A 25,560-nucleotide genomic window follows, 5' to 3' on the forward strand; every position below is an offset into this window, starting at 1 on the left:
ATTCACATGTTTATCTTACTTAATTGGGAAAGCATCCGTCCAGCGGGCAACTGAACGGCGATTAGAGCGCCTTAATTAGTGAAAGAGCAAACACTTACCCTGTATGAACGGAATCCACTGTTCAGGCAGCGTATATTCAGTTATTATTCAATTGAAACTTCCCAAGCTTTCTTTTAGTTTAAGTACTTCTTCTTTTGTCAATGTGATGCCTTTGCCCATTTTTTCGTGATCTGGGGCCCAGTCTCTAAGATCATATTTCGGATCCCTTCCATTCCAGCTGACGAGATTGAGCTCTTTCGTCCAGCCTTTTGGTGATTCGGATAGGACGGCAATATTTTCAATGATTTCATATTGGATAGCCATTATTCTTCTACCTCTTTCCTATTTAATTACTAAAACTTGACTTGCTGCTCGTTGTACAATCGTGCTGCTGACGCTCCCGAGAAAGAGTCTTTTTAAATTGCTGAGTCCACGATGACCAACAACTACCATATCAATCGCATGTTCTTCTACATAATCACAGATTGCAACTCCCGGGTTTCGTTGGGAAAAATCGGTTATGATTTCGGTGTGCACATTAAATCCGTTACCTTGTAACTCTTTTTTTATTTCTTCCAGTTTCGGATAGATGAGCTCGGCATCATTCATCGATAAATTACCACTTGCAGCCGTGCTATTACTCGTAATCCCCGGGGTTACTACCGTCACAATATAAAGATGGGAATCTTCAACTAATTTCGCTTGGATTTTTGCTTCATCAATTGCTTTTCTACTTAATAGAGATGTATCATAAGCAACAAGGATTTTCCGGCCCATGGACTTCTCTCCCTTCCGTCTCTTTATCTTACCAAACAATTAGACATTCTTACAATAACTACACTGGTACTAAAAATGCAATTCATTTTCTTATTTCCCTTGCTTCTAGTATGCTTCATGTATACTACACACAACCATCAGAATGGAGGGATAACGTGAGACAGGTAGTTAGCGATGTCATTCAATTTCGGGGAAGCCATGATGATTTTGGTCGATTTCAAGGAAAAGAATTACAGGACTCTCCCATTTTAAAAGCCCGCAGAAGACAATTGAGCAGCCGGGCAAAACACCATTATATCGTGGATGAAGAAAAAATCAGGCCAATCATCCAATATTTTAGTCCCGGCATCTGGAATGAATTACTCGGGCTTGCCGATGCCCTCGAACTATCTACTGAAGAGGCCCTCCGAGAGTTTGGCGGTTATTATTTTGAATACGGGAAGAGCGGCTGCTCAATATTGACTGGTAATCAGTTTATGATTCGAAACTATGACAATGACCCCATCACCTATGAAGGGCGTTACGTCCTTTATGCACCAACTGATGGCGGATATGCAACGATTGGTCCATCCATGCAAATTACTGGCCGGACGGATGGTCTGAATGAAAAAGGACTCGCCATGGGCTATAACTTTATTAATCGCCTCCGCTCAGATGATGGATTTGTTTGCAATATGATTGGCAGACTCGTACTGGAAAATTGCGCAACCGTTGATGAAGCAATTGAACTGCTAAAGGAAATTCCCCACCGTCACTCCTTCAGTTATTCCCTCGTCGACGCAACCGGAAAAACACTCGTCGTTGAAGCTTCTTCAAATGAAGTCGTAACAAGGGAAGGTACAATCTGTACGAACCACTTCGAGAAATTAACAAAGGAGAATCGTTACCGGATGGACGATTCCTTGCGCCGTTACGAAGCAATGGTCGATCAACAAGCAAATATCGACAATGTATATGATGCGTTTCGCATATTAAATGATGCCGATAAAGGGGTTTTCTCGAAGAATTACGGCGCTTGGGCAGGGACGATTCATACAGCAGCCTATTTACCAGTGCATATGCAAGCTTGGATCTCCTTTGGCCATGATCGCTTGCCACTTATTTTTGATTTCAAGAAATGGCTTGCTGGAGCCGATATAAATGCGAAACAAATCAAGGGTAAGTTGGAATCGACGAACGGATTCATCAATCGTTAAGCTTTTAACCTTCACCTTCATCCTTCATTTTTATTTCTTTTCTCCAAAAATATGATATATTTTAAAGAAAGAATTTTAGAGTGAAGGAGAATGGTATATGAGTTTACAAGATTTACTTGATTTCAATAAAAAATTTGTAGAAGAAAAAAGTTATGAGCCTTACCGAACAGATACATTCCCGAACAAGAAGATGGTTATTTTCACTTGTATGGAATCAAGGTTACTAGAGCTTTTACACCGGGCACTTAACTTGGAGAACGGTGATGCGAAAATCGTTAAAAATGCCGGCGCAATTATCCGTAAACCCTTCGATAGCATTACAAAGAGCATTCTTGTCGCTATTTATAAATTAAAAGCGGAGGAAGTAATCGTCATCGGGCACCATGACTGTGGCATGTCTGATGTAAATATTGAGGCGTTAAAACAAAGTATGATTGATCGCGGAATTAGTGAAGATCGTATTCAAACGTTAGAACATAGCGGTATCCATTTAGAAGAAGAATTTCACGGTTTTACGACGGTAGAAGAATCAGTAATGCAAAGTACAGAAATTATCCGTAATCATCCCTTACTGCCTGAAGGTATCAAAGTGCACGGCCTCGTCATTGACCCTGACACAGGTAAAGTTGATGTAGTGACACGGGATGAAGAATAATAAAAAGACTGAGTTGAAGTTAACATTTCAACTCAGTCTTTTTATTTGTATAAGAAACTATAAAATAAAAATGCTGTGATAACATGGGTATCTAGGGCTAGCCACGTCCGGCTCCAGCGCCCAACAACTATCAAACTTCACACTCCTCCAATCGATAAGTCAACATCAACTCACTGCCGTTCGTTGTGTTTCCTTTATCTCATTCCGGAGTGCTCCAGTTTGTACGTTGCTAAACGGGCGCTTTCGCCTTTGCATTTTATACTCTCCGATCTTTAATATAGAACGACATGATAAGGCCGATTAAGGATATAATTCCTGAGAAGATAAAGGAGATATTTACCCCATGAATCATTCCTTCAATCCCCTCTTCGGGTATCGTGAATGTTGTCATAATCGTTACCGGAAGTGCTGTTCCTATTGAACCTGATACCTGACGGAGTGTATTATTAACTGCCGTTCCGTGGGATATAAGGTCCGTAGGCAATACGTTAAGTCCAGCCGTTGTGACTGGCATCATCACCATCGAAATACCAACCATACGTAAAGCATGCGTGACCGCAATGTACGTAAATGACGTTTCTGGTGTTAAAACTGCAAACATAAATGTCGAAACAGTTAAGATGACCATCCCTGAAATCGCCAGCCATCTTGCTCCGTATCTGTCAAACAGCCGACCTGTAATCGGATTTAACAACCCTTGAATGACCGCTCCAGCAAGGAGAGCAAGTCCTGATTCAAACGCCGTAAATCCGAGCATCGTCTGCATATATAATGGTAATACAATTGCTGCTCCGATTACTGCGATGAACGTAATCATCCCGAGGATTGTCGAAAGAGTAAACATTTTATATTTCATTACCCGGAATTCTAAAATCGGTTGATCTAACTTGAACTGACGGGTAATGAACCAAGCGAGCGTGGTAATCCCTACTCCAAAGCCAATCAGGACTTCCATGCTTCCCCATCCGGCACTTCCAGCAATACTGAATGCATAAAGAATTCCTCCGAAACCGAATGTCGACAGAATAATCGAAAGCACATCCAACTTGGGCTTCGTCTGCTTCGTTACATTTTTTAATATAAAATATGCGAGAATGATGTCAACTATTGCGATTGGAAGAATCATCCAGAACAGCCAACGCCAGGATGCTGCTTCTACAATATAGCCGGAAAGAGATGGTCCGATTGCCGGTGCAAACGCAATAACAAGCCCGAACATTCCCATTGCTGTTCCCCGTTTTTCAATCGGGAAGATAAGCATGAGAATCGTCTGCATAAGCGGCATCATAATTCCAGCACCTGCTGCTTGTAAAATCCTCCCTAACAACAGTACTTCAAAGCTTCCTGATATTGCAGCTGTTAATGTCCCTAATGAGAATAAACTCATCGCTGTTAAAAATAAACTGCGGGTTGTAAACCGTCCGATAAGAAACGCAGTAATCGGAATCATAATCCCATTTACAAGCATGAAAACGGATTGCAACCACTGAACAGTATTCTCCGTCAAATCGAGATCAATCATTATTTTAGGTAATGCCGTTCCAAGTAATGTCTGGTTTAAAATTGCTACAAAGGCACCAGAAATAAGCACAATAACCAATGGTACACGATTGAAATTTTGGACACTTTGATCCTTTGTTAAATTTTCTCCCATATATTTATTCCTTCTTTCCTCATACGAATAGCTACACGTAACTTTATATTTTAGCATTATTTTTCTTTAGAAACAATCTTAACGACCACTAACCCTTTTTACTTTCTTAAAAACTTACGCTGTATTGAAGTAGTTAGTTTAGTTCTTCCCATTTTTGGATAAGTTAATAGATATCACGATGAAAAGGAGTTAAGCCTCTATGAAGAAAATAATGACATTATTTTTGATTCTGCTGCTATCCGCTGTTCTTGCAGCTTGTGGGAATAGTAATAAAGCGACAGAAACACCGAATAACGATACAACAACGGAAGAACCAAATGATGGTGCAGCTGGTGGAGACATAAATGATGATAATCAAACAGATGATAACAACGGAGCCAATAATAACCAAACGAAGGGAGACAGTGATCAGGCCGATTTCTCAAATGATTACGTCTTTACGAGTTTCGATTTAGAAGTTGATATTGAAAATAACGATGATGCAATCGATGTTGATTATGAAGTGGACATAGATGAGAATGAAACCGAAGCATCTTATGAGAACAAACCTGAAAACATCAATTTACGTGGAAACGAAGCAATGGAAGAGCTTGACAACATCTTCACTTCCTTCCAGTTTGATGAAAATACACCAGATGAAGAAGTGATCAACGAAGTGCTCCAAGCTTTCAACATCCCAGAAGATGCTGCCAAAGTCGATTTGGAAATTGAATATGGAGATAATGTGGAAAAAGAATATAGAAGATAAGAAATAATAAAGTGAAACTCATTCAGTGGGGGTTCCCTTACCTCCCCACTGAATGTTAGTTGAACAGAATCAGGTATTTACGGACTGTTTACCCCCTCCCTTCACATATTGGGCTTCCCTCATGTTTAGAGGGGGGGTATTACAGACCGTTAATACGTGATAAAGTGAAACTTCATTCAGTGGGGTATCCTTACCTCCCCACTGAATGTTAGTTGAACAGAATCAGGTATTTACGGACTGTTTACCCCCTCCCTTCACATATTGGGCTTCCCTCATGTTTAGAGGGGGGGTATTACAGACCGTTAATACGTGATAAAACAATCGCACGGTGCTCTGGGAAGGGCGGTGCGATTGTTTTTGTCGATTTATTATAAAAAACCATTCTCCGTAACCAGATAATCGACGGGGATATCAAATGGCTCAGCTGGTACTTCCTCCACTAATTGGCCTGAATATAGTACCGAAACGGTTCGGTTAGGGAAATCTGTAAGGAAACGGTCATAATATCCCCCACCAAATCCAACCCGATAGCCGCGCTTATCAAATATAAGGCCCGGAACGATAAGTAGATCAATTTCCCGCTTTTCCACCTTTACTGTCTCATGCGGATTCGGTTCACGGAGATTGAAGTAACTTGCTTCCAATTGTTCAAAATCATCAAGCTGATAAAAATCAAGCCTTCTCTCCTCAGGGACACACTTCGGAACCGTGACCGTTTTTCCTTCTTGCCATCCCTTTCTAATCAGGGGTTCCGTATCCCATTCCAAACCACCGGAAACCGTGACCCCGACGGTACTGGCCTGATTCCAAAGGTCAGAGGAAGTGAGATTTTGAACTATTTTCTCCTCAATTTCCGCTCTTTCCACGCAGCTGAGGTTCGTTAATCTATCCTTTGCAAGATTCCTTAAATTGAGCTTATCCAACATCTCGCCCCCTCTTTATCATTAAAATAAACCAACAATTTTCCCTTCCGGTGTAACATCAATATTTTCAGCTGCCGGGATCTTCGGCAAGCCCGGCATTGTCATGACTCTTCCCGTCAAGACAACAAGGAAGCCCGCTCCCGCAGATACTTTCACTTGTTGGATAGTAATATGAAAATCCTTCGGCGCCCCTCGTAATGCAGGGTCATCTGATAAAGAGTACTGTGTCTTTGCCACACAAATCGGGAGCTTATCATACCCAAGCTTAACAAGCCTTGTAATCTCCCGCTCCGCCTCCGCTGAAATCTCAATTCCCCTTCCACCGTACACTTTCTGCACAAGCTTTTCAATCTTTGTTGGGATGGGATCTTCCAGACTATATGGATGACGCAAGGTGCTCTCCGTTTCACAAAGCTTTACGACTTCCCGAGCAAGGTCTTCCGCCCCTTTTCCGCCTTTTGCCCAGACATCGGAAAGAACTACATTCACACCGATTTCTTCACATTTTTTCCTTATCACATGAAGTTCTTCCTCTGTATCTGTCGGGAATTTATTAATCGCGACAACGGAAGGAATACCGAAAACATCCTGCATGTTTTCAATATGCTTAAGCAAATTAGGCAGACCTTCTTCAACTGCTTGAATATTTTCTTCATTCAAATCAGAGGCAGCTATTCCTCCGTGCAGTTTCAAGGCGCGGACAGTTGCCACAATTACAGCCGCATCAGGTGCGATATTAGCCATCCGGCTTTTAATATCAATAAATTTCTCTGCACCCAGGTCCGCCCCGAATCCAGCCTCGGTCACCGTATAATCCGCATATTTCAATGCAAGTTTTGTCGCCATAATACTATTACAGCCATGGGCAATATTTGCAAACGGTCCACCATGGATAAGGGCTGGTGTTTTTTCCAAGGTTTGCACAAGATTCGGCTTTAATGCATCCTTAAGTAAGGCAGCCATCGCTCCGTGAGCCTTGAGTTCGCCAGCTTTCACCGGTTCATCATCGTAATTGTAACCGATAATAATTTCTCTTAGTTTTTCCTTTAGTTCGTTTAGATCATTGGAAAGACAAAGGATAGCCATAATTTCGGAAGCGACTGTAATATCGAACCCATCTTCCCGTGGCACCCCATTCTTCTCCCCACCGAGACCATTCACGATATGGCGGAGTTGTCTATCATTCATATCGACTACACGCTTCCAAGTGATTTTCCGGGTATCAATATTCAATTTATTTCCTTGATGGATGTGGTTGTCGATAAGTGCAGCAAGGAGATTATTAGCAGCTCCGATTGCGTGAAAGTCTCCTGTAAAATGCAGATTTATATCTTGCATCGGGACAACTTGCGCATATCCACCACCGGCAGCACCGCCCTTTATTCCGAAAACCGGACCAAGTGATGGTTCCCTTAAAGCGAGCATTGCTTTTTTACCGATTCGCTTTAAGCCGTCACCGAGACCAACTACAGTCGTCGTCTTTCCTTCACCTGCGGCCGTCGGGTTGATTGCCGACACAAGAATGAGCTTGCCGTCGGGAGCTTCGCGCATTTTTTGTAAAGCGGTAAAATTTACTTTCGCCTTATACTTCCCATACAATTCAATATCACTCTTGTCAAATCCTGCTTGATCGGCAATTTTCGTTATCGGCTCCATTTCAACAGATTCTGCAATTTCAATATCTGTTTGATAGGTCATCTGCTTACTCCTCCTTTATAATCAACCTTGCTAACTATTTTTTATTACTCAAATTGGATTACTTTTATCCCTAGGATGCGCATCCGTTAACCGAGCAACCGAATCGCTATTATGGCTCTAAAAAAAGAAACGGGCGAAGTTATTTTCACTGCTGAATATAAGCAATTAGCAGTATTTATTCATGTATATTCCATATCATTCGAATTGTATGTATAGTATGTCCTTCTAATTCATCATCAAATTCAGAAATCTTATAAAATCCTTTCCGTTTGTAGAACTGGATTGCTTTTATGTTCTGACGTTCCACATGAAGGGAAATCTTGTCCGCAGCTAATTGATCGCTCCCAATCTCTAATAGGGCACTGCCGATTCCCTTTCCCTGGTATTCCGGATGTAGATAGATCGCGTGTAAGTGAACGCTGTCATCTGAGTATACTTGCGAATAATTAGCAAACCCAATAAGTTCTTGATTGATTAATGCTACATAAAAGTTCGAATTTCTCCGCTGCTTTTTCAACATCTTCACGCTGTAAGCCTGATTCAAGAAACTTTCCTGAATTTGTGACGGAATAATTCCTGTATAAGTAGAATTCCAGCTGATTTTAGCAATATCCTGGATTGCCGGAATATCTTTTCTCTTCATCTTCCGAATCGTTAAGTCCATCCTACTCACCTTGCCATTTATTTCCTCGTTCTTCTTCATTTCCGTTTCGCTTTCCGTTCGTGATGCTCTTCAAGTATGGCCTGGCCGACTGTTGAGGCCTCAATTCCTTTCTTCACCCCAGCAGCGATAACAAAGTATAAAATAATAAATGGGGCAACAAATACAAACAAATTTAATAACGATGCCAAAACATTCACAAGCTTACCCCCTCTCTATTATTATACTTATTTCTCCAGCTCTGTTCCATCTATTTCTATCCTTGATTGTTTTGCAAGTTAATCCAGTAATCCGGGTCAGTCATTTGAATTTCTTCTACAATGTCATCAAGATCCATCGGTGTAATGAAATAAATCGGATAATCTTCGTTTGTTTTCTTTGCCGCCTCATAAAAATAACGGACGCTCCCAGGGTACTCTTCATCCATCAGCAAAAGGCTCGCATCACTTTTCTCAACAAACCATGCATCCCGTGCTCGGAATTGGTAAGGACCTTTGTAGTCGCCAACATATAACGGCTTATAAAAGTCTGCTGTCATCACCATTTCCTGATATTTCTCCTGAAGCATTTCAGGCCAGCGCTTGTCCTGATTTTCAAAAGCAGGGAAGATCGCCAGCTGAACTTCATACTCCTCTTCTTTTAAATCAAGCACAACTTCAGCTGTCCAGAGCTCCACCCCCATCTGACCGGATACGATCACCCATTCCAGTCCCTCTTCGATAAATCCGATAATTCTCTTCCTTATCGCTGCTTTGATAATATGAACTTTCGGATCATTCTCTTTAAAAATTCCCATTTCAAGTGATTTATAGCCACTTACATGTAATACTTTCATTTATTCACCTCTTATCAAATAGTCCACTAATTAAAAATAGGCTGAAACGATTAAGTTCCAGCCTGACTTCGCTACTATCTTAACACCACTTACCGTGCTTATGCCAATGATGACCCTGATGCATTCCATAACCCGGCTGAGTTGCCCCCATGACCTGGCCTGGTCCTGCACCAGGACCCATGCCATATCCAGGTCCCATGCCATACCCACCTGGGCCTCCCGGTGGACTATACGCACCCGCTACTTGATTTGGTCTTGGTGGGGTTTCGAAAGCTCCGCCGAATTGGTCTACACTGCTGCAAGTGTTTTGCACGGAAGTTGAATGCGGATAAAAATGCTTATTTTTCACAAGATGATGCTTCATAACAGTGGTGTGCGATGGATGCACATGGTTTACTGTACTCTCAGAGAATTTGTTGACACAGTTATGCTTTGTTGGATATACAATCGTTTTACATGCATGACAGCCACAATGCTGCCCGTGATGATGCCACATGATTTAATCCCCTTTCTGTTATAGATTCACTACTAACCTATGACAGTAGCCGGCAGAGTGTATAAGCAAGTACCCAGCTTTCAGGAAAATATATATGTTCGCCCGTTTCGCCAAATCATGATTCAATAATGGGCAAGTAATCCTTTTTCCATCGCCACTCTTTCACAATAAATGAATACGCCAAGTCCAAGAGCGAAATAGAACAAGGCACTTGCAAGCAGAACAAGGAAATCATTCATGGCAAATTGACTGAGGCTGACACCATGAATCATCACTTCCCGGACCATATCGAACCCTTTAACAAATGGCAGGAACTGGATGATTGGTGACAAGGATAACGGGATAAAGGCGAGTGCCATTAAGATGAACTGCAGAATTTGCAAAAATGCTTGCACCTGCTTCAATATAATGGAAATACCTGCGATGATGAAACTGATGCCAAACATACCAACAAGGGTGAGCAGCATAATCGGCACCAGTGTTACTACATCTATATTCAACCATTGACCGGCAGTTGCCATCGACACGTAAAGCAAAGCAATAACAATCGTTAAATTGATGACCGTCGTCGATAGGAGCCGTGCTGCCATTATTCGCCAGATCCCCATTGGCGACATCGATAGCTGCTCCAGCGTTCCCCGCATTGCCTCATTAATGACTTCGTATCCGATACTATTGATAATTGTAATTGTTAAAAACCAAAAAATGTAATTCACAATTACATATTGCGTATTCGCATCCTGGGTTGTCGGATCGCCAACCATCTGGATCACTCCGAACAAACCTAGAAAAATAATGTAAAAGGTTAAAATCATCGCAATTGTATTTGGTAAATAACGTTTTAATTCCAGATACTCTTTTTTCAAATTTGCCTTAAGAAGGTTGAGCCAAGCCATTTCCGCCTTCCCCCTTTACTATTTTCATAAAGATCTGCTCGAAGTTCACCATTTCCCTGTCAATGGACTCCACCGGTGTTTTCGCCAGCTTTAATAGATCAAATAGATCATAGAATTCCTCATTTCCTGCTAAATCCACTTCAATGACTGCTTGTAAATGGTCTGTTTCTTCATATTGATGAGCTGGGAATTTCTCACGTAAAAGACGTTGCTGTTCCGTAGTAAGCGGCGCACCTAATGTGAGCTTATAGTTCCTCACGGCAAAAAGTTTTAATAAATTATCGATTTTTTCATCAATGACAATTTGTCCTTGATTGATAATAACCGTGCGTTCACAAATATCCTGGATCACATCCATATCGTGGGAACTGATAATAATCGTTTTCTTAGCATCCTTCACAATCTGTTTTAAAATTTCCCGGACCTCATAGCTTGTTTCTATATCGATTCCAAGGGTAGGCTCATCAAGTAAAATGACCTCCGTATCAGCAAGCATCGCCACTGCAATCGCCAGTTTTTGCTGCATGCCGCGGGACAATCTATTGACGAGTTCATGTTCCTTCTCTTTCAGATGGAAGTCACGCAAGAATCTCTCAATTTTTCCCCGTACTTCCCGGTTACTCTTTCCGCGGTTCCCTGCAAAGTATTCCAGATTTTCTCTTACTGTCAAGCGCCAATACAAATTACGGTTTCCTTCGAGCACAGCACTAATATGCCGGAGAGCTTTCAACCGATTCTTTTTGTTATCAATCCCCTTGATGGTAATTGTCCCTTCATCCTGACGCAGCAGACCACAAATCATTTTAATTGTTGTCGTCTTCCCCGCCCCGTTCGGACCGAGCAACCCAAGTATTTCACCAGGATACACGGCAAAGGAAACATCTGACACCGCTTGGGTGAATTCATTTGTCTTCCGCTTCTTGTATTGTTTATGGAGATTATGTACCTCGACAATCGGCTCCATCCTTCCATCCCCTTTTCGTATCATTTACATGTATTGTAAGATAAGAAAACATCTACGAATACACTCCTTAGCAGGAACACTTCTCAGCCTTAAGACTGAAATTTGTTCTTTTGAAATAACGGACCGTCATATACGTACGTATGGTACTCGCCCGATTCACCAAGTGGACAAACATCAAGCTTCACAATGTCCTCGATAAAATGTTGATCTATCTCTCTTCCAAGCCAATCTTTTGGAAGCTTTTCTTCATCCAGCTTTATGATTTCACTTTTATAGCCGGTCTTTACAAAGTCATGGAGCAAATCAATCGAACGCTCCTTCTTCGTCCATAACGGATAGATTGCTTCGAGATTTACCGATTGTGCAAGTTCTTCCCCCCACTTACGGTGCCCTTCCAGATAAATATCACCAAAAGCAATTCCGTCCAACTGATACGTTTCCTTTATTTCTTCAAGTCTTCGTTTATAATCTGTGGTGTAATTTTCAAAATCGGTAACGACCCATTCGATTGGTATATTTAAACGTGCCGCCTGATCTTCCAGCCGCTTTAATTTCTCGCCGTGAGCAACTGTTTCCCCGCTCTCGTTCCACACAGTCGTCATAAGGCAAACGACCGTAATCCCTTGTTCTATCATCCGGTGCAGGGCAAACATAGAATCTTTCCCACCACTAAAAGATAATACTGTATTTGTCATTTTTTCTTTCTCCTTTCCGTTATATTACCTATTCTACAAGAAATATCGATTCCCTTCCCGATCGGTATATTACTGTTCACCAGCCCCCACTATATTTTTCGGTAGGGGATGAATACAAGGATATAGGCGAAAGAATAAATATTTTATTCCTCCATTCCCGCTAAATATATAGAAAAATTATTATTTCTCCTATAATGGCAAAATTAACCTAATTAATCAATTACATCCCGGCCAAAAATTTAGCTCTGGTGATGGATTAAAAAAAGTGAAATTCATTCAATGGGGGTATTACAGACCTTTAATACGGGATAAAGGTGAGGGGGCAAGAGATTTTATAGATAAACCCTCCCCCCTCTTGGCAAGAGTAACCAATTAAATGTTATTCTTGCCAGGAACTTTTACGCCTCTTTTGTTTAGAGCTGGAGCGCCTTTTCAGTTCCTCTTCTAGTTGATAAATAAAATGCGGGTCCAGATCCAGTTTTTTGGCTTTGTTATAAGCGCAAACAAGACCGCCATTTGATAACTTCCTCAGCTCATTCATGATCACACCCCCTTTCTTAGGCTTAAGATACGGGTTGTTTACGCAAAAAGCGAGGATGAGTTTACCTAAATCGACAATTTATTTACACGTGTTTAAATTTATTCTACAAAATGTGGGATGAAAAAATGGACAACAAAAAGGAACGAGAAATGGATCGATCTCGTTCCTTGTAAAATATAGGTATTTCTATATTTTCTTTTCAGAAACAAACAGGCAGGCGGTATCTAACTGCCTGTTTGTTTGTTAGTTTTGTCCATTTTGCTCTTTTAACAAATCGCGGATTTCGGTAAGTAATTGTTCCTGTGCATCAACTTCATCTTCTTCCTCTTCTTCTTTCCGCCTAAATTTATTCAAAATCCGGATTGCCATGAAGATAGAGAAGGCAATGATTAAAAAGTCAACAAATGACTGGATGAAACTTCCATACATCACTTCAGCATTCCCTACGGTTATTTTCAAACCAGTGAAATCAATTCCTCCCGCAAGCATACCAATCAGTGGTGTAATAATATGATCAACAAAAGAAGTTACGATTGCGTTAAATGCAGCTCCAATCACAACTGCTACCGCCAAATCAACGACATTTCCCTGAAAAGCAAATTCTTTAAATTCTTTCCACATCTAAACTCTCTCCAATTCCTTAAGACTAAATCGAATAAACCAAGAACACTCGTGACTTCAGCCATGAGATGAATTGGTTTGGTTTTGACTTTTTCTCACTTTTTCTACGTCCTGTATACTAGTAAATAAAGTAAGGTGATGTCGTGTTAAGACATTAAACATATAAGTTTCGAATGTATCCAAATCAAGCTTAACAATTTTTAATTGCTAAAACAATGGGTTGTTCCAGATTTGTATATCACCACTTTCTTGTCCTTTGTAAGTGGAATAAGCTCAAAAAGGCTTATCCTACAACGCTTGTTCGGCTATGCTCCCAAAAATGAAACGGGAAGAAGCTAAATGAAGTCGGGCAGCATTGCCCTTCAATCTTTCATCAGAAACCTCGCTGATTCTTCCTCCCGTTTCTTTAAGAAACAAAACAACAAATCAAACTTCAAAAGTAAAAACAATCCGGCGTAAAGCTATACAACAAAAAACGTGAATCGCACATGAGAGGTTCAAATAATCATTCAATGAAAAATGCACTTATTTAAGTACTCCCCATCTTCTATGGTATCATAGTTAGTAGCATGAAATAGGAGCTGAAGTAAAATTGTTGAAAGACAATCGATTCAAAGGGTTAACTGCCAATGATATCAAGCAGGATGTGATTGCTGGTATTACAGTTGGCATCGTAGCAATCCCTCTTGGAATGGCATTTGCAATTGCGTCAGGAGTGAAACCGGAATATGGCTTGTATACGACGGTCATTGCGGGGATTCTTGTTGCATTGTTCGGGGGGTCAAGATACCAGATTGCCGGTCCAACAGGAGCCTTTATCCCTATCCTGCTTGCGATTGTTTTAGAATTCGGTTATGAGGATTTGCTGATTGCAGGATTTATGGCCGGAATCATCCTCTTGATTATGGGTTTTTTCAAGCTAGGGAATCTGATAAAATTTATTCCTCGTTCTGTCACGATTGGGTTTACTGCCGGAATTGCCGTCATCATATTTTCAGGACAGATTGAAAACTTCCTCGGTTTAGCAGGCATGGAGAAGAAAGAATATTTTCATGAAACAATGCTGCAGATTTTTGATAAGTTGCCGACGATGAATTGGTACAGTATTTTAATCGCCGTTCTTGGGGTTGTTATTCTTGTTTTCGTGCCTCGTATTTTCCCGCGTGTACCAGTATTGCTAGTAGCACTCATTATTCCAGCACTAGTTGCGTATATATTTTTCCCTGGAAAAGTTGATACGATTGGAACAGCTTTTGGAGGAATTTCGCAAAGCTTACCAAGCTTGCACCTTCCGGAAATTACGTGGAATAAAATCATTAATCTCCTGCAACCAGCGTTTGTTATTGCGATGCTTGGCGGGATTGAGTCCTTACTATCTGCTGTTGTCGCCGATGGAATGACCGGTAAACGGCATAATTCGAATCGGGAGCTTGTCGGGCAAGGTCTTGCCAACGTCATCACACCTTTGTTTGGTGGGATACCGGCAACAGGTGCGATTGCCCGGACCGCGACAAATATTAATAGCGGTGCAGTCAGTCCATTATCCGGGGTGTTTCAGGGTGTATTTGTCTTGGCTACGATTCTTGCCTTTGCCCCTTTCGCCTCCCATATTCCGCTTGCCAGTATGGCACCGATCCTTATGCGGGTTGCTCTTAATATGAGTGAATATAAATCGTTCGCCCATATTATTCGCTTGAGATCGAGTGACTCTTTAGTCTTAGCGGTTACGTTTTTGCTTACGGTATTCGTTAATTTGACGGTTGCAGTACAGTTCGGTTTACTGCTTGCAATGGTTTCCTTTGTGAAACGGATGAGTGAAGTGCTTGGTGTAGAGAAAGTCATTCCGAGTCATTTGAAAGATGAGCAGGCTTTAGAAGACGAGAAATTGGCTGCCAAATGTCCACAGCTTGCATTTTTCACCATTGAAGGTCCATTGTTCTTTGGAGCGGCTGATAAATTTGAATCCACGATCACCCGCTCGATCAACCAGAAACCGGAAGTACTCATTTTGAAAATGAAGCATGTTTCCTATATAGATGCAACAGGCGGCAATAACTTCACTAGCCTTATCCGCGACTTCCGGAAAACCGGGGGGACTACTTTACTTGCAGAAGTCAATCCTGATGTGCTCGAAGCAATGAAGGTAAGTGGATTATATGAAGAAATTGGTTCTGATCATATCTTCAATGACGCAAGCAAAGCAGTCGACTACGCACTGCATATCATCAACGTACCAAAATGTTCCCGCTGCGGTAAAAAAGGAGCAACCGCCTGTCAAGTCTTCCAAGAAAGCCAAAAACTCCAATCTTCATAGCGGGACACTGGGGTCAGAGCATTTGTCCCAATTTCGGTTTTTCGAAAAAAATTAAAATAAGTTTGCAATTAGTAAATAATAGTGCTATACTAATGGTAATTATTTTGGTTCGGTGATTATAAGGATAGAAAATAACACTGGTTGTTATCGTCTTGAATTGGCAACTTGAACAAAATAGTAATAAACGTGCAACACGCACATGGAGGTATTTTAATGAACACAGGTTCAGTAAAATGGTTTAACGCAGACAAAGGTTTCGGTTTTATCGAAGTTGAAGGTGGAGACGATGTATTCGTACATTTCTCAGCAATTCAAGGCGAAGGATTCAAAACTTTAGAAGAAGGTCAATCTGTTTCTTTCGATATTGAAGAAGGTAACCGTGGACCACAAGCAGCAAACGTTGTTAAATTATAAGACGCGCTAAAAAAAGCCTTTCCGAATTTCGGGAAGGCTTTTTTTATGTTTCATTTTTGTTTTAAGTGGGACAAAACCTCTGACCCCACCGTCCCATTACTTCGTGTATTCATCTGTTAATGTGGTGACGATTTGTTTCTTACGAGAGACGACACCTCTTAGTAAGGCACGGTTATTTTCGAGGTTCACGTTGAATCCGGTTGCGACATTCGCTTGTCCGTTTCCAAGTGCAAGGACTTCTGAATCATTATTTAAAATATCCGTTACGACGAATAAGAAAAGATCGAGATTTTTCTCCTCAATGATGTTATTGATTTCAGCCTCAATCTCACCTTGTTTTTCATAAATTGCATTTAAATCAACCGTGTTAATCTGGGCGATTTCAACTTTCGAATCCCCCATTGTAAATTCTTTTGCATCCATTGTAAGCAGATCAACAATCGATTTATCACTTAAGTCCGCTCCAGCCTTCAACATGTTCAAGCCATAAGTTTCTAGATTCACTTCCGCAATCTCAGCTAATTCTCTTGCAGCGGCTACATCTTCCTCTGTACATGTCGGTGATTTAAGCAGTAGCGAATCTGAAATGATTGCTGACAGTAGTAAACCTGCCATTTCTTTAGAAAGTTCCACATTATTTTCTTTGTACATTTTATTTAGAATCGTTGCCGTACACCCAACTGGTTCAGCGCGGAAATAAAGCGGCTCTTTCGTTTCGAAGTTAGCAACGCGGTGGTGGTCTACCACTTCTACAATTTTCGCATGTTCAATGTTGTCTGCACTTTGCTGGAACTCATTATGGTCGACTAATACGACTTCTGCACCATCCTCTAGCCTTTCTAGTAATGCTGGTGCATCCACTTTGAAAAACTCAAGTGCATACTCGGTTTCTTTACTCACTTCTCCTAATCTGCGGGCTTCCACTTTTTCACCAAGTTTTCCTTTTAAATCTGCATAAACCAGTGCCGAGCAAATCGTATCGGTATCTGGATTTTTATGTCCAAAAACTAATTTCGTCATGACGTCTTCTCCTTTATACACGTATTCATTATGTAATTTCGTTTGAAATCTAATCAAATTCTATCACACGAACCTCCCTCTTTCAATTATCGACAAATAGGAGTTTAACGAAATTCAGGCGGAACCCAGCACAATATTTTACATTTTATTTGTGAAAGGCTAAACTAGGTTAAGAGTACGTACAACGTGAAGAACTTATTTTTTACAAGGAGGATGTACAATGTCAAGAAAACAATTCAACTTGGCAAGAACTGCTTTAATTAATTTTATGGATCATATAAATGAGGAAACGGCAGACGTTCAGGCAAAACCGTTCAACAATACATTACGCTGGCACATCGGCCATGTTCTCACCTTTACAGAAAAATTGTTATTCCGCTATCCGAAGAAATCAGACAACATTCCGGAAAATTATGCGGATCTATTTGGCCCAGGTACAAAACCGAGTGATTGGACAGAAGCAGCTCCAACATTGGAAGAATTGAAGAAACATTTACTAGACCAGCAGGAGCGAGTGAATAATTTCGATGACCTGTTCTGGAAAACAAATGTAACCTTTAAAGTACCATTCGGCAGTATTGAAACATTTGGTGACTTGCTCATCATGCTCGGCCATCATGAAACGGAGCATCTTGGAAAAATGAAAGCCATGCTTCAAGTTGTGAATGCGGAAGTATGACGAAGAAAATAATTATAATCGGAGGCGGTATCGCCGGTGCAAGCTCAGCCTATTACCTTTCTAAAGAAGGAGTAGACGTAACGCTTATAGACCGTAGCGATACTGGACAGGCAACCGATGCCGCAGCAGGAATCATTTGCCCCTGGCTTGCCCAGCGCAGGAATAAAGCATGGTACCGGCTAGTGAGGATGGCTGCGAAAATGTATCCAGATTTAATTAAAGAACTGGAAGCGGCCGGCGAAACCGATACCGGTTATAAACAGGTCGGTGCCTTAAGCCTTCACAATGATGAGAAAAAATTGCACGCAACAATCGAGCGCGTATCAAAGCGCCGGGAAGAAGCCCCCGAAATTGGAGCGATCGAACTGCTCGATGAAGCTGCTGCAAAAGAGAAATTCCCGCTTCTGAACGACGGATATCATGCCATATTTGTCAGTGGTGCTGCCCGAGTAGATGGTCGTAAATTAAGAGATGCATTGATCCGCCGCGCGAGGAAAAATGGCATGAAACTCATTCAAGGAAACGCTGAGCTTTTAGTAGAAGGAACGCGCGTCCGCGGTGTCCATGTGAACGGTGAAAAGCTAGCAGCTGATCAAGTAATTGCAACAACGGGAGCCTGGATGAATGAACTACTGGAACCTTTTGGTGTGGAAGGATTATATGTAAGGCCGCAAAAAGCGCAAATCCTACATCTTCATTACGACAAATTGGAAACAGGTAATCTACCAGTCATTAAGCCACCAACGAATCAGTATTTACTGAGCTTTGACGATCACCGCTTCGTCATGGGCGCTACTACTGAAAGCAAGGTGGGTTATAATACAGATGTAACTGCAGCTGGAATCCATGAGATTTTAACGAAAGGCTTGGAAGTTGCCCCCGCTCTAAAGGATAGCGCAATTATTGAAGCACGGGTTGGCTTTAGGCCAATGACAGAAGGATCACTTCCAGTAATTGGTTCATTACAAGGTCTAGACGGTTTACTCTATGCAAATGGTCTCGGTGCTTCCGGACTTACTGCCGGTCCCCTGATGGGCCAGCAACTTGCTAAACTTGCCCTTGGGGAAGAAACTGATCTAAACTTGGAAGATTATCACCTATAGAAAAATGTGGGTCCTTAAAGTTGGCCCACATTTTTTATTTGACAAATAAATACTGGAAAATTTGTCTGCATCTCTCACGCGAATGGAATCCCCCACTCATCTATCGCATTTAAAGTCAGTTAAACATTATCCCATCTTCCAGTAAGATTTGTCTTGAGCATACAACGAGATTAGCTCAATTCTTTCTTTACAGGAACTTGCCCTTCCCTATCTAATTTCCCTTCGATCTTTTTAATCAATGACTTAAAAAAGAGGTAAGATTGCTGAAATATTGGGCTTTGGATAAACGTGAACAGGAAAGTGAAGATAAACACCGGACCACCTACAGCAATACCAAGTACAAGAACGAGTGTCTCCACGATAATTCGCACCCGACTGATTGAGATTCCCGTTTTATCCGACAATGAAAGCATAAAGCCGTCCCTCGGACCTGAACCGACTCCACCAGCATTATACATACCACCACCGAAACCCATCACAACAATTCCGGCTAAAATAATCAGAATGTCTATCCAGCGATTCGTTGCTGCGGGTAGAAAATCCAGCCACATATAAAAGTCTACAAATAATCCAACGAGAAAAGCATTAAAAAATGTTCCTAACCGGATATACCCCCGGTCCATTATGAGGGTAATCAGGATCAGTAATCCGGAAACGATAATCGCCCATGAACCGATCGATAAGCCAAAATGATGGAAAAATGCAACATTTAGAACATCCCACGGGTGAATCCCAAGATGCTGCACATTAATCGTTAATGTAATTCCCATACTGAATATCATAACCCCGACAAGGAAAAAAGCCCACCGAATCGTCTGCTTCAAGACCTAATCCCCCTTTTCCGATTATACCTTTGCACATACTATACCATATTCAGACTATCTTTCGGATTGCTTTTTATTCTGGCCCCCTTTACGCAAAGTTTTTATCACGTATTAACGGCCTGTAATACCCCTTCCCTAAACACGAGGGAAAACCATTATGTAAAGGCCGGGGATAAACAGTCCGTAAATACCTGATTCTGTTCAACTAACATTCAGTGGGGGAAGGATACTCCCGCTGAATGAGTTTCACTTTATCGAAAAACAAAATAGGCACCGCCTGCATAGGATAACAAGAAAAGTATAATTGAAAGGAAATGATAGAAATGTACTATGGTTACTATCCATACCCCAACTATCCTCAAGGCTACTATCCATACCCTTACCCTTATGAACAACCGGTTTATTCAGATATGGACGAAGACAGGGATTATTATCCGTTACCTGAAGAGGATATGGAAAGGCAGGGGGACCAAGGTGGGCAGCCGTACGTATTTAATATTGAACATGCAACCGAGCGGAACCGGGCATTCCGGCGGGCAATTTGGACTGGTACTCATCTCCAGCTCACCCTGATGCGGATTATGCCGGGAGAAGACATCGGGCTTGAAATTCACCCAGATACAGACCAGTTTTTACGAATAGAAGATGGACGCGGAGTTGTGCAAATGGGGCCCCAGCATAATCAATTAACATTCGAACGGCGGGTTCGTGAGGATGACGCAATTTTAGTTCCAGCCGGTACATGGCATAACATTATAAATACCGGAAGAAAGCCTCTACTCCTTTATTCCATTTATGCACCTCCAGAGCACCCAAAAGGAACGGTGCATCAGACAAAGGAAATAGCGATGCAGGAGCACCGAGAAGAAGAATAAATCCCCCTTATATGAAACAGCCGTATGCTCTTTACCTTGCATACGGCTTGTCTAATTATCGATTTGCGAAAAATTCTTCTGCGCGCTGGAGGAATACTTCCTGATCTGGTGATAGATCGTATTCTTCCTCAATCGCATCAACTGGGCACACCGCTTTACAAGCTGCACAGTCAATACATACATCAGGATCTATATAAAACTGATCGGGACCTTCTTCAATACAATCAACCGGACATACGCTTACACACTCTGCAGCTTTTTCCGACTGACATGCTTCTAGAATAACAAAAGCCATTTATTTTCTACCTCCTTAATAGCTATAGTCTCTCTTCTATTTATGATAGAACTTTATTTAATGAATGTAAATAAAATCGATTGATTGCAAGGATGAATTTTGAGTAGCCAAATACCTACAGTACATCTGTAAAGTAAAATTCGAAGAGTTAGGAGGCTTCTTATCGATCGAATGGGTATAAAATTTAACTTACCCGAAAGGTTTGGGAGCTCTTTATCATACGAACGAACATAAAGATCAACTTTTCAAGGGATTAGAGAGCTTCTTATCATGCGAGCAAACGGAAAATCAAACCGTTCATGAAATTAGGAGACCCCTTATCATGCGAACAAACGGAAAATCAAACCGTTCATGAAATTAGGAGACCCCTTATCATGCGAGCAAACGGAAAACCAAACCGTTCATGAAATTAGGAAGTTCCTTTTCATCCGAATGGATAAACTTCTCTATGCATTCGGCCGAATACAAATCTATCAAACATAGTGAGTCCATTTTTTTGTCCCAACCGATTTAAAATTCGTTGATAATACTCTGTAAATGATGTTCTTAGGTACAAGCTCTCCGCACCAGTGAAAAATCTGGTGTGTTGTTAGCCTTTCATTTGGAAACAATAGTTGAAATTCGCTGATCGAACGCAGCACGGCTGTTGTCACAGATTCCTTATAACCGCAAACTCCGCATACACAAGTTCTTTTTACTAATCTCATCGATAAGCCTTCACAGGCTGTACAAGTTATTCCTTTATCCAATTCGGCATATTCCACCTCAGGTAATTTCTGAAATGGTGATTCTTTTTTTGCAAGTTCCACTAACCGGGAAGCTAATCTTCTTTCAGAAGCCGTCACATTCCCAGCCTCGTGCATAAGAAATGAGACATGTCTTTCAATCTGATTAGGAAAAATAGCAGGGATATCGAGTGGGGATTGATAAAGAAAGAATGTCGGATGGACGAAGACAACATGGGATTCAATGGGAGTATTCGAACCGATACTTAAAAGCATTTGCCGCAGAATTGATTCAGCTCGACTTAATTGGTGAAACGGATTGATTATTTCCTGGCGGGGTATTTTATAAAACTTATCATTATCAAAATAATAATCCCCTTCAAAATTCTTCACTTCATATAAATAAATTTTACTTCGTGTGATTAACAAACAATCCACCTGGAAAGTTGTTTGATTGTACTCAAGAAGCAAGTCCGTTAGAATAATAGAATCATTCTTTAATTTCCCTATGGATTGAGAAAATAACAACTCACCTTCAAAGCCTCGTTGGAGGTTGAAATAATATCTCTTTTCCTTACTCGTTAACCTTTTCCTTTTACTTAAAGTTTCCAAGAAATTTAATTCCTTTGGTTTTCTAACAATTGCAGTACTCATTTTTCATCTCCTTCTTATTAAAAATAACTCATATCTATGTCTAATTATATTGCATGTTTTATTATTCTGCCTATTGAAACCACCCTCTCCAACACGCAGGCAATCATTAGAAAAATAAGAGACTGATTTGAGTCAGCCCCACATTACTTATTTCATATGTCCACATACCATTCGATAATATGGTCGCTTGGTTTCGCATCAAAATGGGTGTCATATCAATATCTAGAAAAATATCATCCGGTTCTTCGCGTAAAATAAACTTTTCCCTTCCAGCGGGTTAATGACTGAACAATTACTTCAACTCCTGCTATTTTTACTAACTGCCGTTTCAGGTAACTTAAGGCTAACTGTTCATCATCAATATAAGCAACACGCATGTCGCCCCCCTATATTACTAGTTATATTTCACCATATTTATAATCAAAAAAGGGGGTAACGTTATCAATTGTCGGAATTCCCCCACGTAGCTTTCTCCGCACATCCCTCCTCTATTTTCATACAATACTTTAGATATGAAAAAGGAATGGATGCGATGCTTTATTATACTGGTTTATTTTTATTAATTATTGCAGTAAGTCTTGATGGACTTGGGGTTGGCATAAGTTATGGAATTCAGAAAACCCGCGTCCCGATGTTTGCAATAACGATTATTATGCTTTGTTCAGGGGTTACCGTTTTTGCCGCGATGTCAATTGGTGAGGGGTTAAAAGTTATCATTCCACCAACTGTTTCTGAAAATATTGGGGCACTAATACTAATTTCCCTAGGTATTTTTACCTTATACAATATAATCCGGAAAAATAAAACAAAACAAGAAGAAACCCAAAATAATTCGATGCTTACAAATGTAAAAAAAGTGTTTCGTTCACCTAAGCAAGCTGACTTGGACCGTTCCGGAACAATTTCAAAGCCAGAAGCAATCCTTCTTGGCATGGCGCTCTCACTCGATGCTTTCGGGGCAGGGTTTGCAGCAAGTCTGCTGCACTATTCGGCATTCCTTACAGCTGTGCTCGTCGCAATGATGAGTGGGATTTTTCTCATCGTCGGATTAAAGATCGGGCTGCTTCTATCGAAATACGAAGACATCCAATTCTTCACCCTACTCCCATCCCTCCTCTTAATTGGCATCGGATTATTCAATTTAATAACATGAAATCTAAAAAGCTAGGATTTTCTTATTCAAAAGAATCCTAGCTTTTATTAACATAAGTGAATTAAATTAAGATACACTGGATAACTGGAATTGCTAGCAGCAACCCCATCCGGTTCCTGCACCTGTTTTTACAATTGCAATAAATTCAATACGACGGAAATAGAGATGACACTGACGACCGTCGCTATAAAGGTCATACTTGAAACGAGTTCTGGTTCACTATCGAACTCAATTGCATACATCGTCGTCGTTGCTGCAGTTGGCATTGCAGAAATAATGATTAACACTACCCCGACAAGTGGATCGATATGAAACAGTTTCACGAACAGATAAGCAATAACTGGTGCCCCGACCATTTTCAGCGTTACACTGGAAGCAATCACTTGCCAATTCAAACGTAAAGAGGTCATAGATCCGAGCTGCATGCCAAGCACAACCATCATCACTGGGATTGAAGCCTCCCCGACCATCGAGAGCATGGAATGGATCGATTCCGAGATTGGTACCTTCAGATATTGAAAGGCAACACCAAGTATTGCTGCATATGTAGTCGGCATTTTCATCACATTAAGAAATGCCGTCTTCACTCCGTCCCTTCCCCGGGAAGCATAATAGATCCCGAAGAAGTTATTCATCAACCCTTGAATAACCATAATGAATACGGCATATGGAAGAGCAACCGTTCCGACACTAAAGAGAACAACCGGCAACCCGTAGTTCCCCGAATTCATAAATCCTGTCGCAAGGATTGCTGCACTTTCCGTTTTATCTGGCCATTTGAATATTTTACCTAAAATTTTATTTAAAATAACCATGATTCCAAATAAGACGAGCATATAAATAATAATTACTAAATAGCCACTGTCAAAATCCGTATCATACAATGTAATAAAAACAAGCGCCGGTGACAAAATATAAATCGTCACTGCCGAAACAGAACGCACACTCATCGGGCGTAATCGCTGCAGGATAAAGCCTGATAAAAAGACTAGCATAATTGGGATAATAACTTGAATAAATAAAGCCAAAACTCATCGCTCCAGTATTTTTTAGTCACCTCTTCTATTTTACCACAGTATAGGATAGGATGAATCTCTTCTGCTTTTTTCTGTACTGTGATACGATGAGAAAAACAGCTAAAAATAGATGTTCAAAAAGGATGAACAAAAGCTTAAAGAAAGAAGTGTGAAAGATGCATCTTCCATTAGGTAATCATATAACGATGACCGTACTCAGGAAAATTGAAACCGGCTATGTGCTTGTAAAGGATGATAGTGAAGCCCTTCTTCATCACAATGAGACAGATAGAGAATTAGAAGAAAACGAAGAAGTGGAAGTATTTCTTTATCGTGATAAAAAGGGGAACATTGCAGCAACAACTTCACTGCCAACCGTAACGACCATTAATTATGGCTGGGCAGAAGTTGTCGAGGTCGTCCCAAGGCTTGGCGTCTTTATCAATATCGGAATCGCTAAAGAGATACTCATTTCAAATGATGACCTCCCTAAATTTCGCTCGGTTTGGCCAAAGACAGGAGACAAGCTTTTTGTCCGTCTTGACTTAGATTATAAAAATCGTCTCATAGGCCTTCTCGCTACAGGAAATGTTATCGCTGAATATTATGAAGCAGCACCAGAACATTTATTAAATAAAACGGTATCCGGGAGAGTTTATTACTCGAGTAGAGAAGGTTCCGAAGTCTTCACAGAAGATAATTATCGTGGGTTTATCCATCACACGGAACGTAAAACAGAACCACGATTAGGAGAACTCGTAACTGGTCGGGTCATCGATGTAAAAGAAGATGGCACGATAAACATCTCCCTTCGTCCAGTAAAGAAAGAGAGCATCCCACTTGATGCAGAAGATATTTTAGAGCATCTTGAAGCAAGCGGTGGCGTTATTCCATTCAACGATAAGAGTGATCCTGAAGAAATCCGCGCAACATTCAATATAAGCAAGGCTGCTTTTAAACGCGCACTAGGGAAGTTAATGAAAGAAGGAAAGATTGAACAACGCGACGGGAAAACATTTTTACTTTAAAATAAAAAACATAAAACATTTCTTCGATGAAATGTTTTATGTTTTTTGCTTTTACATTGTT

The 25,560-nt window shown here is 40.9% G+C and carries 30 protein-coding genes and 1 pseudogene; 11 read left to right on the forward strand and 20 right to left on the reverse strand.

Annotated elements, in window-relative coordinates:
• Positions 1-147: 147 nt before the first annotated feature.
• The gene (locus SPD53_RS08810) at positions 148-366 is read right to left on the reverse strand and encodes a YdbC family protein (protein WP_336252353.1); all 219 of its coding nucleotides are present in this window, start codon (positions 364-366) and stop codon (positions 148-150) included.
• A 15-nt stretch (positions 367-381) separates the two neighbouring features.
• Positions 382-816: a universal stress protein gene (locus tag SPD53_RS08815; protein WP_336252306.1), complete on the reverse strand. Its 435-nt coding sequence runs from the start codon at positions 814-816 to the stop codon at positions 382-384.
• Between the two features lie 155 nt (positions 817-971).
• Between SPD53_RS08815 and SPD53_RS08820 the strand changes: the two genes are divergently transcribed.
• A complete protein-coding gene (locus SPD53_RS08820; RefSeq protein WP_336252307.1) occupies positions 972-2,012 on the forward strand; it encodes a C45 family peptidase in 1,041 nt (346 codons plus the stop codon).
• 97 nt (positions 2,013-2,109) lie between these two features.
• The gene (locus SPD53_RS08825; RefSeq protein WP_156854743.1) at positions 2,110-2,667 is read left to right on the forward strand and encodes a beta-class carbonic anhydrase; all 558 of its coding nucleotides are present in this window, start codon (positions 2,110-2,112) and stop codon (positions 2,665-2,667) included.
• A 256-nt stretch (positions 2,668-2,923) separates the two neighbouring features.
• On the opposite strand, the gene SPD53_RS08830 is transcribed toward SPD53_RS08825, so the two are convergent.
• On the reverse strand, positions 2,924-4,321 hold the full coding sequence (locus tag SPD53_RS08830; RefSeq protein ID WP_336252308.1) for an MDR family MFS transporter: 1,398 nt from the start codon (positions 4,319-4,321) through the stop codon (positions 2,924-2,926).
• A 199-nt stretch (positions 4,322-4,520) separates the two neighbouring features.
• Between SPD53_RS08830 and SPD53_RS08835 the strand changes: the two genes are divergently transcribed.
• Positions 4,521-5,069: a YusW family protein gene (locus SPD53_RS08835; protein ID WP_156854747.1), complete on the forward strand. Its 549-nt coding sequence runs from the start codon at positions 4,521-4,523 to the stop codon at positions 5,067-5,069.
• 368 nt (positions 5,070-5,437) lie between these two features.
• Here the strand turns inward: SPD53_RS08835 and SPD53_RS08840 are convergent, their stop codons facing one another.
• The 11 genes from SPD53_RS08840 to mscL all read right to left on the reverse strand — a co-directional run bounded on the left by SPD53_RS08840 (position 5,438) and on the right by mscL (position 13,399).
• Entirely contained in the window at positions 5,438-5,995 is a 558-nt protein-coding gene (locus tag SPD53_RS08840) for a 5-formyltetrahydrofolate cyclo-ligase (RefSeq protein ID WP_336253624.1), read from the reverse strand.
• Between the two features lie 18 nt (positions 5,996-6,013).
• A complete protein-coding gene (locus SPD53_RS08845) occupies positions 6,014-7,690 on the reverse strand; it encodes a formate--tetrahydrofolate ligase (RefSeq protein ID WP_156854751.1) in 1,677 nt (558 codons plus the stop codon).
• Between the two features lie 175 nt (positions 7,691-7,865).
• A complete protein-coding gene (locus SPD53_RS08850) occupies positions 7,866-8,354 on the reverse strand; it encodes a GNAT family N-acetyltransferase (RefSeq protein WP_336252310.1) in 489 nt (162 codons plus the stop codon).
• A gap of 35 nt (positions 8,355-8,389) precedes the next feature.
• Positions 8,390-8,551: a hypothetical protein gene (locus SPD53_RS08855; protein ID WP_336252311.1), complete on the reverse strand. Its 162-nt coding sequence runs from the start codon at positions 8,549-8,551 to the stop codon at positions 8,390-8,392.
• Positions 8,552-8,607: 56 nt separating this feature from the next.
• Entirely contained in the window at positions 8,608-9,186 is a 579-nt protein-coding gene (locus SPD53_RS08860) for an SLOG family protein (protein WP_156854755.1), read from the reverse strand.
• A 79-nt stretch (positions 9,187-9,265) separates the two neighbouring features.
• Positions 9,266-9,682 (reverse strand): spore coat protein, encoded by a 417-nt coding sequence (locus tag SPD53_RS08865; RefSeq protein WP_156854757.1) that lies wholly within the window; start codon positions 9,680-9,682, stop codon positions 9,266-9,268.
• Positions 9,683-9,804: 122 nt separating this feature from the next.
• Entirely contained in the window at positions 9,805-10,578 is a 774-nt protein-coding gene (locus tag SPD53_RS08870) for an ABC transporter permease (protein WP_156854759.1), read from the reverse strand.
• Positions 10,556-11,542: an ABC transporter ATP-binding protein gene (locus SPD53_RS08875; protein WP_336252312.1), complete on the reverse strand. Its 987-nt coding sequence runs from the start codon at positions 11,540-11,542 to the stop codon at positions 10,556-10,558. The genes SPD53_RS08870 and SPD53_RS08875 overlap by 23 nt, the downstream gene beginning before the upstream one ends.
• Before the next feature lie 89 nt (positions 11,543-11,631).
• Positions 11,632-12,237, reverse strand: coding sequence for an adenine nucleotide alpha hydrolase (locus tag SPD53_RS08880; RefSeq protein WP_188855938.1), 606 nt, complete (start codon positions 12,235-12,237; stop codon positions 11,632-11,634).
• Between the two features lie 379 nt (positions 12,238-12,616).
• Positions 12,617-12,778 (reverse strand): sporulation histidine kinase inhibitor Sda, encoded by a 162-nt coding sequence (gene sda / locus SPD53_RS08885; RefSeq protein ID WP_156854765.1) that lies wholly within the window; start codon positions 12,776-12,778, stop codon positions 12,617-12,619.
• A 243-nt stretch (positions 12,779-13,021) separates the two neighbouring features.
• A complete protein-coding gene (gene mscL, locus SPD53_RS08890) occupies positions 13,022-13,399 on the reverse strand; it encodes a large conductance mechanosensitive channel protein MscL (RefSeq protein ID WP_156854767.1) in 378 nt (125 codons plus the stop codon).
• A gap of 203 nt (positions 13,400-13,602) precedes the next feature.
• On the opposite strand from mscL, the pseudogene SPD53_RS19820 reads away from it, so the two are divergent.
• The 3 genes and pseudogenes from SPD53_RS19820 to SPD53_RS08905 all read left to right on the forward strand — a co-directional run.
• Positions 13,603-13,855, forward strand: a pseudogene (locus SPD53_RS19820) (IS200/IS605 family element RNA-guided endonuclease TnpB); the annotation flags it as partial.
• 136 nt (positions 13,856-13,991) lie between these two features.
• On the forward strand, positions 13,992-15,713 hold the full coding sequence (locus tag SPD53_RS08900; protein WP_336252313.1) for a SulP family inorganic anion transporter: 1,722 nt from the start codon (positions 13,992-13,994) through the stop codon (positions 15,711-15,713).
• Positions 15,714-15,926: 213 nt separating this feature from the next.
• Positions 15,927-16,127, forward strand: a complete 201-nt coding sequence (locus SPD53_RS08905; protein ID WP_156854769.1) for a cold-shock protein — start codon at positions 15,927-15,929, stop codon at positions 16,125-16,127.
• 96 nt (positions 16,128-16,223) lie between these two features.
• Here the strand turns inward: SPD53_RS08905 and SPD53_RS08910 are convergent, their stop codons facing one another.
• Positions 16,224-17,147, reverse strand: coding sequence for a manganese-dependent inorganic pyrophosphatase (locus SPD53_RS08910; protein WP_336252314.1), 924 nt, complete (start codon positions 17,145-17,147; stop codon positions 16,224-16,226).
• Between the two features lie 220 nt (positions 17,148-17,367).
• Here SPD53_RS08910 and SPD53_RS08915 point away from each other — a divergent pair, with 220 nt between their 5' ends.
• Positions 17,368-17,826, forward strand: a complete 459-nt coding sequence (locus SPD53_RS08915) for a DinB family protein (RefSeq protein WP_336252315.1) — start codon at positions 17,368-17,370, stop codon at positions 17,824-17,826.
• A complete protein-coding gene (locus SPD53_RS08920) occupies positions 17,823-18,929 on the forward strand; it encodes an NAD(P)/FAD-dependent oxidoreductase (RefSeq protein ID WP_336252316.1) in 1,107 nt (368 codons plus the stop codon). The genes SPD53_RS08915 and SPD53_RS08920 overlap by 4 nt, the downstream gene beginning before the upstream one ends.
• Positions 18,930-19,099: 170 nt before the next feature.
• On the opposite strand, the gene SPD53_RS08925 is transcribed toward SPD53_RS08920, so the two are convergent.
• Positions 19,100-19,753: a YczE/YyaS/YitT family protein gene (locus SPD53_RS08925; protein ID WP_336252317.1), complete on the reverse strand. Its 654-nt coding sequence runs from the start codon at positions 19,751-19,753 to the stop codon at positions 19,100-19,102.
• Positions 19,754-20,076: 323 nt separating this feature from the next.
• On the opposite strand from SPD53_RS08925, the gene SPD53_RS08930 reads away from it, so the two are divergent.
• On the forward strand, positions 20,077-20,628 hold the full coding sequence (locus SPD53_RS08930) for a cupin domain-containing protein (RefSeq protein ID WP_336252354.1): 552 nt from the start codon (positions 20,077-20,079) through the stop codon (positions 20,626-20,628).
• A gap of 55 nt (positions 20,629-20,683) precedes the next feature.
• Here SPD53_RS08930 and SPD53_RS08935 read toward each other — a convergent pair whose 3' ends face one another.
• From SPD53_RS08935 to SPD53_RS08945, 3 genes are all read right to left on the reverse strand, one after another.
• The gene (locus tag SPD53_RS08935; protein ID WP_188855943.1) at positions 20,684-20,923 is read right to left on the reverse strand and encodes a DUF362 domain-containing protein; all 240 of its coding nucleotides are present in this window, start codon (positions 20,921-20,923) and stop codon (positions 20,684-20,686) included.
• Between the two features lie 473 nt (positions 20,924-21,396).
• Positions 21,397-22,302, reverse strand: coding sequence for a nuclease-related domain-containing protein (locus SPD53_RS08940; RefSeq protein ID WP_336252318.1), 906 nt, complete (start codon positions 22,300-22,302; stop codon positions 21,397-21,399).
• 233 nt (positions 22,303-22,535) lie between these two features.
• On the reverse strand, positions 22,536-22,679 hold the full coding sequence (locus SPD53_RS08945; RefSeq protein WP_336252319.1) for a hypothetical protein: 144 nt from the start codon (positions 22,677-22,679) through the stop codon (positions 22,536-22,538).
• Positions 22,680-22,834: 155 nt separating this feature from the next.
• Here SPD53_RS08945 and ytaF point away from each other — a divergent pair, with 155 nt between their 5' ends.
• Positions 22,835-23,455: a sporulation membrane protein YtaF gene (gene ytaF / locus SPD53_RS08950; RefSeq protein WP_336252320.1), complete on the forward strand. Its 621-nt coding sequence runs from the start codon at positions 22,835-22,837 to the stop codon at positions 23,453-23,455.
• A 128-nt stretch (positions 23,456-23,583) separates the two neighbouring features.
• Here ytaF and SPD53_RS08955 read toward each other — a convergent pair whose 3' ends face one another.
• Complete coding sequence (locus tag SPD53_RS08955; protein ID WP_336252321.1) at positions 23,584-24,483, reverse strand: AEC family transporter; 900 nt, start codon at positions 24,481-24,483, stop codon at positions 23,584-23,586.
• 164 nt (positions 24,484-24,647) lie between these two features.
• Between SPD53_RS08955 and SPD53_RS08960 the strand changes: the two genes are divergently transcribed.
• A complete protein-coding gene (locus SPD53_RS08960; protein WP_336252322.1) occupies positions 24,648-25,499 on the forward strand; it encodes a CvfB family protein in 852 nt (283 codons plus the stop codon).
• Positions 25,500-25,560 lie beyond the last annotated feature (61 nt).

Origin of the sequence: Oceanobacillus sp. MO10714A, assembly GCF_037072045.1 — a bacterium.
Lineage (GTDB): Bacteria > Bacillota > Bacilli > Bacillales > Amphibacillaceae > Oceanobacillus > Oceanobacillus indicireducens.